Source organism: Streptomyces griseosporeus (genome assembly GCF_014656055.1).
GTDB classification, from domain to species: domain Bacteria; phylum Actinomycetota; class Actinomycetes; order Streptomycetales; family Streptomycetaceae; genus Streptomyces; species Streptomyces griseosporeus.
Window position 1 is genome coordinate 1144081 of record NZ_BNBR01000002.1, and the last position, 11924, is coordinate 1156004.

Sequence of the window (11924 nt, forward strand, 5' to 3'; positions counted from 1 at the left end):
GAGCATGCCGCCGCTCAGCGGGCGGCGGAGGCCGCCTCGGCCGGGACCTGCGCCCCCGCGAGCGCCTGGTCCAGGTCGGCCCACAGGTCCTCGACGTCCTCCAGGCCCACCGACATCCGCAGCAGACGGTCGCTCACGCCCGCGCCGCGGCGGTCGTCGGCGTCGACGATGCGGTGGCTGATGGAGGCCGGGTGCTGGATGAGCGTGTCGACGCTGCCGAGGCTGACCGCCGGGGTGATCAGGCGGACGCCGGAGATGACGGCGTGCGGGTCGCCGTGCGTCTCGAAGGCGACCATCGCGCCGCCGATGCGCGGATAGTGGACGCCCGCCACCCGCGGATCGGCCGCGAGCCGGCCAGCCAGCTCGGCGGCGGTCGCCGAGGCGGCCCGCACCCGCACCGGCAGCGTCGACAGACCGCGCAGCAGCAGGTACCCGGCGAGCGGGTGCAGCACCCCGCCGGTGGCGAACCGCACCTGCCGCAGCCGCCCGGCGAACTCCTCGTCGCAGGCGACCACGCCGGCCATCACGTCCCCGTGTCCGCCGAGGTACTTGGTCGCGCTGTGCAGCACCAGCCGCGCCCCCTGCTCGGCGGGCCGCTGGAGCACCGGCGTGGCGAAGGTGTTGTCGGCGAGCAGCGGGACGCTGCCACAGGCGTGCGCGACGGCCCTCAGGTCCACCTCGGCCAGCGTCGGGTTGGCCGGCGACTCCACCATGACCAGCCCGGTGTCGGCGCGCAGCGCGTCCGCGATGCCGGCCGGGTCGGTCCAGGTGACCTCCGAGCCGAGCACGCCGGCGGTCAGCAGATGGTCGCTGCAGCCGTACAGCGGCCGTACGGCGACCACGTGCCGCAGCCCCATCGAGGCGCGGGCCAGCAGGACGGCGCTCAGGGCCGCCATGCCGCTGGCGAACGCGACCGCGGCCTCGGTGCCCTCCAGCCGGGCCAGCGCGGTCTCGAAGCGGGCGACGGTCGGGTTGCCGAGCCGGGCGTAGACCGGCGGCCCCTCCAGCTCGGCGCCCGTGGCGGCGAAGGCGTCGATCCGGGCGGCCTCGGCCCGGCTGTCGTAGGACGGGTAGGTGGTGGACAGGTCGATGGGCGGCGCGTGCAGGCCCTGGCGCGCGAGATCGTCGCGGCCGGCGTGCACGGCCTCGGTGGCCAGCGCTCTGGTGGCGGTGCGGTGGGTGTCCACAGGCGTCTCCACTTGCGTCGTTGCGGGGTGTCGACGGGACGCGGCCCGTGAGCGGAAGAGTGAACACCGACCGGGGTCCGGGGTCGGAATCCCGTGCTACGTTCGCCGCATGGCCGAATCAGTCGTACTGGATCCGGTGGATCTCCATCTGCTCAGGCTGCTGCAGAACGACGCCCGGACCACCTACCGGGACCTCGCCGCGCAGGTCGGGGTCGCCCCGTCGACGTGTCTTGACCGGGTGACGCGGCTGCGCCGCAGCGGGGTGATCCTCGGTCACAAGCTGCGCCTCGATCCGGCCAAGCTGGGGCGCGGGCTGCAGGCGCTGCTGTCGGTGCAGGTGCGCCCGCACCGGCGGGAGCTGGTGGGGCCGTTCGTGGAGCGGATCCGCGCGCTGCCGGAGGCGCTGACCGTCTTCCACCTGACCGGCCCCGACGACTACCTGGTGCATGTCGCCGTGGCCGACATGGCCGACCTGCAGCGGCTGGTGCTCGACGAGTTCACCGCGCGCCGCGAAGTCGCCCGCGTGGAGACGCGGTTGATCTTCCAGCAGTGGGACTGCGGGCCGCTGCTCCCGCCGGGGCCGGCCCCGTCCGTGTGACCGCCGCCCGCGACGGGGCCGATCCGTCCCTGTGACCGCCGCTCCCGCCCGGTCGGGCCGCTCAATCCGCGTGACGTGCGGCGGCCCGTCGGTGGAGGATGGTCGGCATGTCAGAGACCAAGATCCCGCTGCCCCGCGAGGTCGCCGACGCCTACGTCGACGAGCTCATCGCCCTGGACCCGATCACCGGCACCTACCTGGGTGTCGCGGAGAGTTCGAGCAGGCTGCCCGACACCTCACCGGCGGGACACGAGGCGCTGGCGGAGCTGGCGCGGGTGACGCTGGCGAAGCTGGCGGAGGCGGAGCGCCGGCCCGGCGGGGACAGTGACGCCGAACGCCGGTGCGCACGGCTGCTGCGGGAGCGGCTGACCGCGGAACTCGCCGTGCACGAGGCCGACGAGCTTTTGCGCGCGGTCGGCAACCTGCACACCGCGCCGCACCAGATCCGCGAGGTGTTCACCATCACCCCGCAGGAGACGGAGGAGGACTGGGCGGCGATCGCCGAGCGGCTGCGCGCCGTGCCCGCCGCCTTCGCGGGCTACCGGGAGTCCCTCGCGCTCGGCCTGGAGCGCAAGCTGTACGGCGCTCCCCGGCCGACGGCCACGTTCGTCGGGCAGCTCACCGAGTGGGCGGACACCGGCGAGGGGCGCGGCTGGTTCGAGGACTTCGCCGCCGCCGGCCCCGAGGCGCTGCGCGCCGAACTGGACGAGGCGGCGCGCGCGGCCACCGCGGCCGTGGTGGAGCTGCGGGACTGGATGCGCGACGTGTACGCCCCGGCCGTCGAGGGCGCCCCCGACAGCGTGGGCCGGGAGCGCTACGGGCGCCTCGCCCGCTACTTCACCGGCGCCGACCTGGACCTGGACGAGGCGTACGCGTACGGCTGGGCCGAGTACCACCGGCTGCGCGCCGAGATGGAGCGGGAGGCCGAGAAGATCCTGCCCGGCGCCGAGTCGCCGTGGGCGGCGCTCGCGCACCTCGACGAGCACGGCCGGCACATCGAGGGCGTCGAGGAGGCCCGGGCCTGGCTCCAGGGGCTGATGGACGAGGCGATCCGGAAGCTGGACGGCACGCACTTCGACCTGGCCGAGCCGGTCAAGCGCGTGGAGTCCTGCATCGCCCCGCCCGGCGGTGCGGCGGCGCCCTACTACACGGCCCCGACGGAGGACTTCTCCCGGCCGGGCCGCACCTGGCTGCCGGCCATGGGCCGCACCCGCTTCCCGGTGTACGAGCTGGTGTCCACCTGGTACCACGAGGGCGTGCCCGGCCACCACCTCCAGCTGGCGCAGTGGGCGTACGTCGCCGCGACCCTCTCCCGCTACCAGGCCACCGTCGGCGGGGTCAGCGCCAACGTCGAGGGCTGGGCGCTGTACGCGGAGCGCCTCATGGACGAGCTGGGCTTCCTCACCGACGCCGAGCAGCGGCTCGGCTATCTCGACGCGCAGATGATGCGGGCGGTGCGGGTCATCGTCGACATCGGCATGCACCTGGAGCTGGAGATCCCGGCCGACTCGCCCTTCCACCCCGGTGAGCGGTGGACGGTGGATCTGGCGCAGGAGTTCTTCGGCCGGCACAGCAGCCTGCCGGCGGACCACGTGGAGAGCGAGCTGATCCGCTATCTGACGATGCCGGGGCAGGCCATCGGCTACAAGCTCGGCGAGCGGGCCTGGCTGCTGGGCCGCGAGAAGGCCCGCGAGCGGCACGGCGACGCCTTCGACCTGAAGGCCTGGCACATGGCGGCCCTGTCGCAGGGCTCGCTGGGCCTGGACGACCTGGTCGCGGAGCTGTCCGCGCTGTGACGGCGGGGCGGGGCCGGTGCCCGGGCCGGCCCCGCCCCGGCGGGGTTCAGCAGCCGCAGTCGTCCCCGTCGACCGGGGCCGTGAGCGGGTCGGCGTCGCGCCGCTCGCGGCCCTGCCAGGTCTCGAACTCGAAGCCCTCGCGCGCCCAGTACTCGAAGCCGCCCAGCATCTCCTTGACCTGGTAGCCGAGTTCGGCGAGGGCGAGCGCGGCGCGGGTAGCGCCGTTGCAGCCGGGGCCCCAGCAGTACGTCACCACCGGCACGTTCTTGTCGAGGAGCTGCTCGGCCTGCTCCGGGATGAGCGCGGTCGGCAGGTGGACCGCGCCGGGGACGTGCCCTTGGTCCCAGGCCTCGGTGGAGCGGGAGTCGAGGACGACGAAACCGGGGTCGCCGTCGGCGGCGAGCGCGGCGGCCACGTCGGAGACGTCGGCGTGGAAGACCAGCGAGGCGCGGAAGTAGGCGGCGGCCTCGGCCGGGGCGGCGGGGGCGACGCGCAGGACGGGGTTGGCGGCGGTCGTGGTGGTGGTCATCGTCCGGTGCCTTTCGTGGGCGGTGATCCGATGACCGAAAATCTACGGTCCTTGATCATCTCCTTGAAGGGGCGTTCCACGGGCTGGACCTTGATCCGCCGGGGATTCCCCTGCTATCCCTCGGGGATGACCGTGTTTTCCCCGGACGCCACCGACTGGCGCATCCTCGACGTCCTCCAGCGGGAGGGCCGGGCCAGCTTCGCCGAGCTGGCCCGGGCCGTGTCCATGTCTCCCAGTGCCGTCACCGAACGGGTCCGGCGGCTGGAGGAGGCCGGCGTCATCCAGGGCTATGCCGCCGTCGTCGACCCGGAGCGGCTCGGCCTGCCGATCCTGGCGTTCGTGCGGCTCAGGTACCCGACCGGCAACTACAAGCCCTTCCACGACCTGGTCGCGGTGACGCCCGAGATCCTGGAGGCGCACCACGTCACGGGCGACGACTGCTTCGTCATCAAGGTCGCCGCCCGCTCCATGCGCCACCTGGAGGAGGTGTCGGGGAAGATCGGCGCGCTCGGGTCGGTCACCACGAGCATCGTGTACTCCTCGCCGCTGCCGCGCCGCCCGCTGAGTCAGTGACCGCGCTGCCGCAGCACGGAACCGGATCTGCCCTTGACCACCTCCAGCTGGGCGTGGATACGGCGCCGTAGGTCCGGGACGTGGCTGACGATGCCCACGCTGCGGTCCCGTTCGCGCAGAGAGTCCAGGACGTCGAGGACCTCGTCGAGGGTCTGGTCGTCGAGGCTGCCGAAGCCCTCGTCGATGAAGAGGGTGTCCAGGCGGACCCCGCCCGCCTCGTCGGTGACCACGTCGGCGAGGCCGAGAGCGAGGGCGAGCGAGGCGAAGAAGGTCTCGCCGCCGGACAGCGTGGCCGTGTCGCGCTCGCGCCCGGTCCAGGCGTCCACCACGTGCAGGCCGAGTCCGCTGCGGCCGCGGCCGGTGCGGTCGTCGGAGTGGACGAGGGTGTAGCGGCCGGAGGACATGCGCTGCAGGCGCGCGGTCGCGGCGGCGGCGACCTGCTCAAGGCGGGCCGCCAGCACATACGACTCCAGGCGCATCCGGCGCTCGTTGTCGGCGGAGGTGCCCGCGGTGAGGGCGGCGAGCCGGGCCACGCGGTCGTACTCCTCGCGCAGCGGGGCGAGGCGGCGCACGGACGCGGTGGCCCGCTCGGACAGCCGGTCCAGTTCCGCGCAGCGGCGGGCTGCGGCGTCGCGCGCGGAGGCGGCCTCGCGCAGCCGCCGGGCGGCGGCGGAGGCGGCCTCCTCCGCGTCGGCGAGTGCGGCCGGGGGGCGCCGGGCGGCGCTCGCGGTGTCGGCCTCGGCGAGGATCGCGCGGACGGCGGCCTCCTCGGTGTGCCGGGCGTCCAGCCGGCGTTGCAGCTCGCGGTGGCCGGCGTCGTCGAGGAGGGCGTCGGCCGCGGCCTGCGGGGTGTCGAACCCGGCGCGGAACGCGGCGTCGGCGAGACGCGCGTCGGCGTCCTTCAGGCGCTGCGCGGTGTCCTCGGCCAGCCGGGCCGCGTCGGCCGCGTCGGTGAACCGAGCGGCCTGCCGCTGGAGGTCCGCGGCCCGTGCCGCGACGCTGGCGGCGCCGCCCCGGGCCTGCGCCAACTCCCCCTCCAGCGCCGCCCGTTCACGGTCGAGGGTGTCGCGGCGGGCCGCCCGGGACGCGGCCCGGAGCTGGGCCTGCTGCCGGGCGGCGGTGCGCCGCTCGTGCTCCTGCTCGGCGCGGCGCAGTTCCTCGTGCGCGGCGTGCAGGGCGGAGGCGGCGCGCCGCGCCTCGGCGTACTGCCGCTCCAGCTCGTCGGCCTCGCGGGTGAGCTGCGCGGTGGGGGTGTCGCCGGCCTCGGCGGTGGCGGCGGCCAGCTCCTCGCGTACGGCGCCCAGCCGCCGCTCCCGTGCGGTGTGGGCCTCCTCGGCCTCCTGGTAGGCGGTGAGGGCCTGTTCCTCGGCCGCGCGGTCGACGTGGCCAGCGTCCTTGCGGGCGGGGGCGGGATGCTCGGTGGCGCCGCACACCGCGCAGGGTTCGCCGTCGGTGAGGCGGGCGGCGAGTTCGGCGGCGATGCCGTTCAGCCGGCGTTCCCGTACGTCGAGCCAGTGGGCCTTGGCTTCGAGCATCCGGGTGCGGGCGGCCCGCTCCTCGGCGGCGGCGCCGTCGGCCTCGCCGGTCAGGCGGTCGCGCAGGCGCGCCGCGCGCAGCCGCTGCTGGGCGGGTTCGCGGCGCCCGGCGAGCTGTTCGGCGCGGGTCGCCGCCTCCTGCGCGGTGTCGATGCGGGCCTGCAGCGCGGCGCGCCTGTCGTCCCACCCGTCGAGCCAGCTCTCGGCCTCGGCGAGGACGTCGTCGTCGGCGCGCTCCTGACGGTCCAGCCCGGCCCGCTCGTCGAGCAGGTCGGACAGGCGCTGCTCGGCGCGGCGGGCGGACTCCAGGCCGCCCAGCTCCTCGGCGGCGCGGCGGGCGGCGGCGGCGAGACCGGCCGCGCCGGCGTCGGCGAGGTTCTGCGGCAGCAGGGTCCGGGCGCGGGCCTCCGCGGCGGCGGCCCGCCGGTGCTCGGCCTCGGCGGCGTCGCGCAGCTCCAGCGCGGGGGCCACGGCCTCCGCCTTGCGGGCCCGGTCCATGCGGGCCTGCGCCGCGCGGTGCGTGTCGGCGTCCTCCTCCAGGCGCCGGGCCCGCTCCTGCGCCTCGGTGAACCGGCGTTGCAGCCGGGCCAGTTCGCGGGCGTCGGCGAGGGCACGGTCGGCGGCGGCCTGGGCGGACTCGGCGGCGGCGAGCCGGCAGTGGGCGACGGTGAGCTGCTCGCGGGCGGTGGCGCGGGCGACGGCGGCGGCGCCGAGGACGGTCTCGGCCAGGCCCGGCTCGCCGGGGGACAGCTCGGGCAGCTCCATGGCGTCCCCGGCGGCCTGCTGCATGCGGTGGGCGTCGGCGAGGAGGGCGGCGTCGCCGTCGCGGGCCTGCGCCTCGGTGGTGCGGCGGCGTTCGGCGAGCCGCTTCTCGACGTCGGCGAAGCGCTGGGTGTCGAAGAGGCGGCCGAGCAGCCGGCCGCGGGCCTCGGCGTCGGCGCGCAGGAAGCGCGCGAAGTCCCCCTGGGGCAGCAGGACGACCTGGCAGAACTGCTCGCGGCTCATGCCGAGCAGCTGGGTGATCTCCTCGCCGATCTCCTGGTGGGAGCGGCTGAGGTCCTTCCAGGTGCCGGCCGCGGCGTCGTACTCGCGCAGCCAGGACTGGGCCTTGTCGGTGGTCATGCCCTTGCCGCGCAGCTTGGGCCGCTCCCACGGGGGCTGCCGGGTGATCTCCAGACGGCGGCCGGCGACGGTGAGGTCGAGGGTGACCTCGGTACGGGTGCCGGGCGCGGCGTGGTCACTGCGCAGGGTCATGCCCTGGGCGCTCTGGCGGGCGCCGGGCACCGAGCCGTACAGCGCGTAGCACACGGCGTCGAGGACGGAGGTCTTGCCCGCGCCGGTCGGGCCGTGCAGCAGGAACAGCCCGGCGGCGGACAGCGCGTCGAAGTCGACGCTCTGGGTGGCGCCGAAGGGCCCGAAGGCGGTGATGTCGAGCCGGTGCAGCCTCATGCGGCGACTCCCTCGGGCCGGGGGGTACGCGCCACCGTCGGCCGGGGGGTCCGGGTGGGCTGCTGCCGAGTGGGCTGCGGCCGGGTGCTCCGCGCCGGCGTCCGCCGGGTGGCCGCCGTCGGCTGCGGCCGGGTGCTCCGCGCCGCCGTCGGCCGGGTGGTCCGCGGCGGATGCCGCAGGTCGAGCCCCTTCACCGGGCCACCTCCCGTACGGCGTCGTCGGCGCGGACCGCGTCGAAGGCGTCGCGCAGGACGGCCTGCTCGTGGGAGTCGGGTCCGGCGCCGCGCACGTGCGCCACGAAGTCCTCCGCGATCTGCTGGTCGCTGCGGCCGGCCAGGCGCCGCGCGTAGGAGACGCCGGGGTCGTCCGGGGCGCGGTCGGGGTCGAAAACGAGGCTGAGGGTGTGCGGGAAGCGTTCGGTGAGCCGCGCCATGGGGTCGGCGGGGCGGACCGGGTCGGTGAGGGTGGCCTCGACCCAGGCCTCCTCGTGCTCGGCGAGGGCGGGGTCGGCGAGCAGGTCCTCCAGGGTGCCGCGCAGTCGGGCGAGCGGGCGGGGCACGGGGCAGTCGACGCGCTCCGCGGTGAGCGAGCCGTCGGCGCCGAGGTCGACCAGCCACATGGTCTTGCGGTGGCCGGCCTCGGAGAAGGAGTACGGCAGCGGGGAGCCGGAGTAGCGGACGCGGTCGGTGATGGTCTGGCAGCCGTGCAGATGGCCGAGGGCGGTGTAGTCGACGCCGTCGAAGACGCCGGCCGGGACGGAGGCCACACCGCCGACGGTGATGTCCCGCTCGCTGTCGCTGGGCCGGCCGCCGGTGACGAAGGCGTGCGCCAGCACGACGGAGCGGGTGCCGGCGGCACGGCCGGCGAGGTCGGCGCGCACCCGCTCCATGGCGGCTGCGAGCACCGCCTCGTGACCAGCCTTGTCCACTCCGAACTCGTCCTTCACCAGGGCCGGTTCGAGATACGGCAGTCCGTAGAAGGCCACGTCGCCGAAGGAGTCCTGGAGCACCACCGGGGTGCCGCAGGCGGCCGGGTCGGTCCGCAGGTGGATGCCGGCCCGCCCGATGAGTCCGGCGCCGACGCCGAGGCGGCGGGCCGAGTCGTGGTTGCCGGAGATCATGACCGTGGGCACGCCGAGCGCGGCGAGCCGGTGCAGGGCGTCGTCGAACAGCTCGACCGCGGAGAGCGGGGGCACCGCGCGGTCGTACACGTCCCCCGAGACCACCACCGCGTCGACGCCGCGCTCGCGCACGGTCGTGACGAGGTGGTCGACGAACCCGGACTGGGCGTCGAGCATCGGCGCCCGGTGGAAGGCCCGGCCGAGATGCCAGTCGGAGGTGTGCAGCAGTCGCATGATCCCCGAGACTAACGGCCGGGTCTGACATCACGGGTGGTTACTCCCGTATCGCCCCGTCACCCCAGGCCCCACACCGGGACATTACGCCCGAATTGCCCGAACTGCCCTTGTTCTCAGGCGTCTCCGTACGCCTCGCCGCCCAGCTCGAACGCGGCCGTGCCCGCCGTGGCGTCGGCGAGCCAGGCGCGGAAGGCGTCCACGTCGGCGTCGGGCAGCGCGATCTCCAGGGTGACGGCCTCGCCGTAGCGCACGTCCCGCACCTCGCGTCCGGTGGCCCGCAGGTCGTTCTGCACCTTGCCCGCGCGCTGGTGGTCGACGGTGACCGTGGCGAGCCGGTACCGGCGTCGGGTGAGCGTGCCGAGCGCGTCGAGCGCCTCGCCGACGGCACCGCCGTACGCGCGGATCAGGCCGCCGGCGCCGAGCTTGACGCCGCCGTAGTAGCGGGTGACGACGGCGACGACGTACCGCATGTCGCGGCGCAGCAGCATCTGGAGCATCGGCACGCCCGCGGTGCCGCCGGGTTCGCCGTCGTCGCTGGCCTTCTGCACGGCGGCGTCGGCGCCGATGACGTACGCCCAGCAGTTGTGCGTGGCGTCGGCGTGCTCCTTGCGCACCGCGGCGATGAACTCCTGCGCCTCCTGCTCACTGGCCGCCGGCGCGAGGGCGCACAGGAAGCGGGAGCGGTTGACCTCGGTCTCGTGCACGCCGGCGCGGGCGATCGTGCGGTACTCGTCCTGCATCCGGCCAGCCTAGTCACCGGGCGCGGGGCTCCTTATGGACGCCCGCCGCTCGATGGACGTCCGCGCCCGCTAGTGCTTCCTGCCCCTCGGTACCTCCACCGCCGTCAGGAGGGCGGCGCCCGGATGCAGTGCGGACCAGGTGGGGCCGTACCAGGTGAGGACGGCGATCGCCGACGTGGGGAACTTGGCGCGGACGCGGTCGAGGGTGTCGTCGAGGGCATGGCCGGCCAGGGCGAGGACGAGGTCGGCGAGGCCGGGGTTGTGGCCGACCAGCAGCAGGGTGCCGGTCTCGGGCGGCGTCTCGCGGGCCACGTCGAGCAGGGTGGGCGCGTCGGCGCCGTACAGGCGGGGGTCGTAGCGCACGGGCGGTGGGGTGCCCCACTCGGCGGAGGCCAGCTCCCAGGTCCGGCGGGCGCGGACCGCGGTGGAGCACACGGCGAGGTCCGGCAGCCGGTCGGCCGCGGCGAGCGCGCGCCCGGCCGCGGGGGCGTCGCGCCTGCCGCGGCGCGCGAGGGGCCGCTCATGGTCCTCCACGTCCTCCGGCCGGGCGGACTTGGCGTGCCGCAGCACGACCAGGCGGCGCAGCGGCCCCGTGCCCGCGCGGGCGGTCACGCCGGCGCCCCCAGGTCGCGGGCGAGGTCGAGGCCGAGCAGGCGGTCGGCGTAGACGAACGTCTCGAAGCGGGCACCCTCGGGCAGCTCGTCGGGCGCAGCGTCCTCCGCGCCGCGCAGGACACCCAGGACGGCGGGGATGTCGAGATCCTCCTCCCAGGCGGCGCGGAGCCGGGCGCGCACGTCGTCGGGGATCGGCCGGGACGGGCGGCGCGCCCAGTCGGCGACGGCCCGCCGCCAGCGGGCCAGGGTCTCACCGGCCGCGCCGAGGGAGGCGTCGTCCAGCCGGACCGGGGCGCCGCGCGGCACGGAGAGGAGCGCCAGGCGTACGGCGGCGGGGTCGACCCCACCACCCCAAGCCCCTGGAACCGACCCACCGGGCCCGGCCACCCCACCGGGATCCCCCGGCACCGGCCCACCACGGCCGACCACGCCATCCCGATCCCCCGGTGCCGTCGACGCCCAGGGTGAAGCCACCACAGGCCCCACCGTGACCAGCACCCCGTCCGGGGCCGCGGCCGGGTCCTGGGCGACGTGCACGATCTGGGCCTCGCCGAGTCCGGTCGTCGTGTCGTGGCTGTCCTCCAGCGGCCGGATGCCGAGCGCGGCGGCGCCGGCGCGCAGCTCGGCCCGCTGCCGCTCGGCGTTCAGCAGCGCCCACACGGGGGTGCCGCCGAGTTCCAGGGCGCGTACGAGCAGGTCGGCGACGAGCAGCACACGCAGGGCGCCGGCGTCACAGCCGGGCGCGTGCGCCTCGACGCGGGTCAGGCCCCGGCGGACGGGGGCGGCCTCGACGGGTTCGCCGGTTCGGTCGTCGGTGATGCGCAGCACGCAGTGAGCGTAGGCGCGCGGACGGCCGCGCGCAGTCCGGTCGCGCGGATTCCGGTCAGCGGCGGCCGGACGGCACCGCGGGTGGAATCCTGCCGGGCCGCGCACGGTTGTCCGTCACGACAGCAGTCACCCGACACCGAGGAGACCCGCCTTGTACGGCGACGACGCGACGATCCGCAAGATCCTGACCGAGCTGGGCGACACCTGGGCGGTGGTGGGCCTGTCGTCGAACCAGGGGCGCGCGGCCTACGGCGTGGCCGCGGTGCTCCAGCGGTACGGCAAGCGCGTCGTGCCGGTCCACCCGAAGGCCGAGACCGTGCACGGCGAGCAGGGCTACGCCTCCCTCGCCGACATCCCCTTCGACGTGGACGTCGTGGACGTCTTCGTCAACAGCGACCTGGCCGGCGCGGTCGCGGACGAGGCGGTCGCGAAGGGCGCGAAGGCCGTGTGGTTCCAGCTCGGCGTCATCGACGAGGACGCTTACGCGCGCACGCGTGCGGCGGGCCTGGAGATGGTGATGGACCGCTGCCCGGCGATCGAGATACCGCGGCTCGGCTAGCCGGCGCGCGGGCGCCCAGCTCCCGACGGCCCGGACCCCAGGCGTCAGCCTCGGGTCGCGGGCCGCTTCCATCAGCGCGGAGCCATGCGGGGATTCGCACCCCAACACTTGCACGCGACGGCAATTCATGACCACAACCATCCGGCGGTTGCATTTACC

At 75.6% G+C, this 11924-nt stretch carries 11 protein-coding genes; 4 read left to right on the forward strand and 7 right to left on the reverse strand.

The genetic code is table 11. From position 1 onward, the window contains the following. Positions 1-14 precede the first annotated feature (14 nt). Positions 15-1187, reverse strand: coding sequence for a trans-sulfuration enzyme family protein (locus IE308_RS14320; RefSeq protein ID WP_229908867.1), 1173 nt, complete (start codon positions 1185-1187; stop codon positions 15-17). A 109-nt stretch (positions 1188-1296) separates the two neighbouring features. Here IE308_RS14320 and IE308_RS14325 point away from each other — a divergent pair, with 109 nt between their 5' ends. Together IE308_RS14325 and IE308_RS14330 are read left to right on the forward strand one after the other, a co-directional pair. Then, entirely contained in the window at positions 1297-1785 is a 489-nt protein-coding gene (locus tag IE308_RS14325) for an Lrp/AsnC family transcriptional regulator (RefSeq protein WP_190218189.1), read from the forward strand. A gap of 107 nt (positions 1786-1892) precedes the next feature. Continuing rightward, positions 1893-3581: a DUF885 domain-containing protein gene (locus IE308_RS14330; RefSeq protein WP_190218190.1), complete on the forward strand. Its 1689-nt coding sequence runs from the start codon at positions 1893-1895 to the stop codon at positions 3579-3581. A gap of 46 nt (positions 3582-3627) precedes the next feature. On the opposite strand, the gene IE308_RS14335 is transcribed toward IE308_RS14330, so the two are convergent. Next, positions 3628-4110, reverse strand: coding sequence for a rhodanese-like domain-containing protein (locus IE308_RS14335; RefSeq protein WP_110626732.1), 483 nt, complete (start codon positions 4108-4110; stop codon positions 3628-3630). Between the two features lie 126 nt (positions 4111-4236). Here IE308_RS14335 and IE308_RS14340 point away from each other — a divergent pair, with 126 nt between their 5' ends. Beyond that, positions 4237-4683, forward strand: coding sequence for an Lrp/AsnC family transcriptional regulator (locus IE308_RS14340; RefSeq protein WP_110626733.1), 447 nt, complete (start codon positions 4237-4239; stop codon positions 4681-4683). Here IE308_RS14340 and IE308_RS14345 read toward each other — a convergent pair. From IE308_RS14345 to IE308_RS14365, 5 genes are all read right to left on the reverse strand, one after another. Beyond that, positions 4677-7667 (reverse strand): AAA family ATPase, encoded by a 2991-nt coding sequence (locus IE308_RS14345; protein ID WP_190218191.1) that lies wholly within the window; start codon positions 7665-7667, stop codon positions 4677-4679. The two genes, IE308_RS14340 and IE308_RS14345, sit on opposite strands and share 7 nt — an antisense overlap. 190 nt (positions 7668-7857) lie before the next feature. Continuing rightward, positions 7858-9021, reverse strand: a complete 1164-nt coding sequence (locus IE308_RS14350; RefSeq protein WP_190218192.1) for an exonuclease SbcCD subunit D — start codon at positions 9019-9021, stop codon at positions 7858-7860. Positions 9022-9137: 116 nt separating this feature from the next. After that, the gene (locus IE308_RS14355) at positions 9138-9764 is read right to left on the reverse strand and encodes a YigZ family protein (protein WP_110626736.1); all 627 of its coding nucleotides are present in this window, start codon (positions 9762-9764) and stop codon (positions 9138-9140) included. A gap of 69 nt (positions 9765-9833) precedes the next feature. Further along, positions 9834-10376 (reverse strand): SixA phosphatase family protein, encoded by a 543-nt coding sequence (locus IE308_RS14360; protein WP_190218193.1) that lies wholly within the window; start codon positions 10374-10376, stop codon positions 9834-9836. After that, a complete protein-coding gene (locus IE308_RS14365) occupies positions 10373-11206 on the reverse strand; it encodes a hypothetical protein (RefSeq protein ID WP_190218194.1) in 834 nt (277 codons plus the stop codon). Before IE308_RS14365 ends, IE308_RS14360 begins: the two co-directional genes overlap by 4 nt. Positions 11207-11357: 151 nt before the next feature. Here IE308_RS14365 and IE308_RS14370 point away from each other — a divergent pair, with 151 nt between their 5' ends. Beyond that, positions 11358-11765, forward strand: coding sequence for a CoA-binding protein (locus IE308_RS14370; RefSeq protein ID WP_110626739.1), 408 nt, complete (start codon positions 11358-11360; stop codon positions 11763-11765). The last annotated feature ends 159 nt before the right edge of the window (positions 11766-11924 follow it).

Coding starts and splice junctions, on each gene's coding strand:
- IE308_RS14330 (WP_190218190.1), top strand. CDS start 1,893: ATGTCAGAGACCAAGATCCCGCTGCCCCGCGAGGTCGCCGACGCCTAC.
- IE308_RS14350 (WP_190218192.1), bottom strand. CDS start 9,021: ATGCGACTGCTGCACACCTCCGACTGGCATCTCGGCCGGGCCTTCCAC.
- IE308_RS14325 (WP_190218189.1), top strand. CDS start 1,297: ATGGCCGAATCAGTCGTACTGGATCCGGTGGATCTCCATCTGCTCAGG.
- IE308_RS14335 (WP_110626732.1), bottom strand. CDS start 4,110: ATGACCACCACCACGACCGCCGCCAACCCCGTCCTGCGCGTCGCCCCC.
- IE308_RS14345 (WP_190218191.1), bottom strand. CDS start 7,667: ATGAGGCTGCACCGGCTCGACATCACCGCCTTCGGGCCCTTCGGCGCC.
- IE308_RS14340 (WP_110626733.1), top strand. CDS start 4,237: ATGACCGTGTTTTCCCCGGACGCCACCGACTGGCGCATCCTCGACGTC.
- IE308_RS14355 (WP_110626736.1), bottom strand. CDS start 9,764: ATGCAGGACGAGTACCGCACGATCGCCCGCGCCGGCGTGCACGAGACC.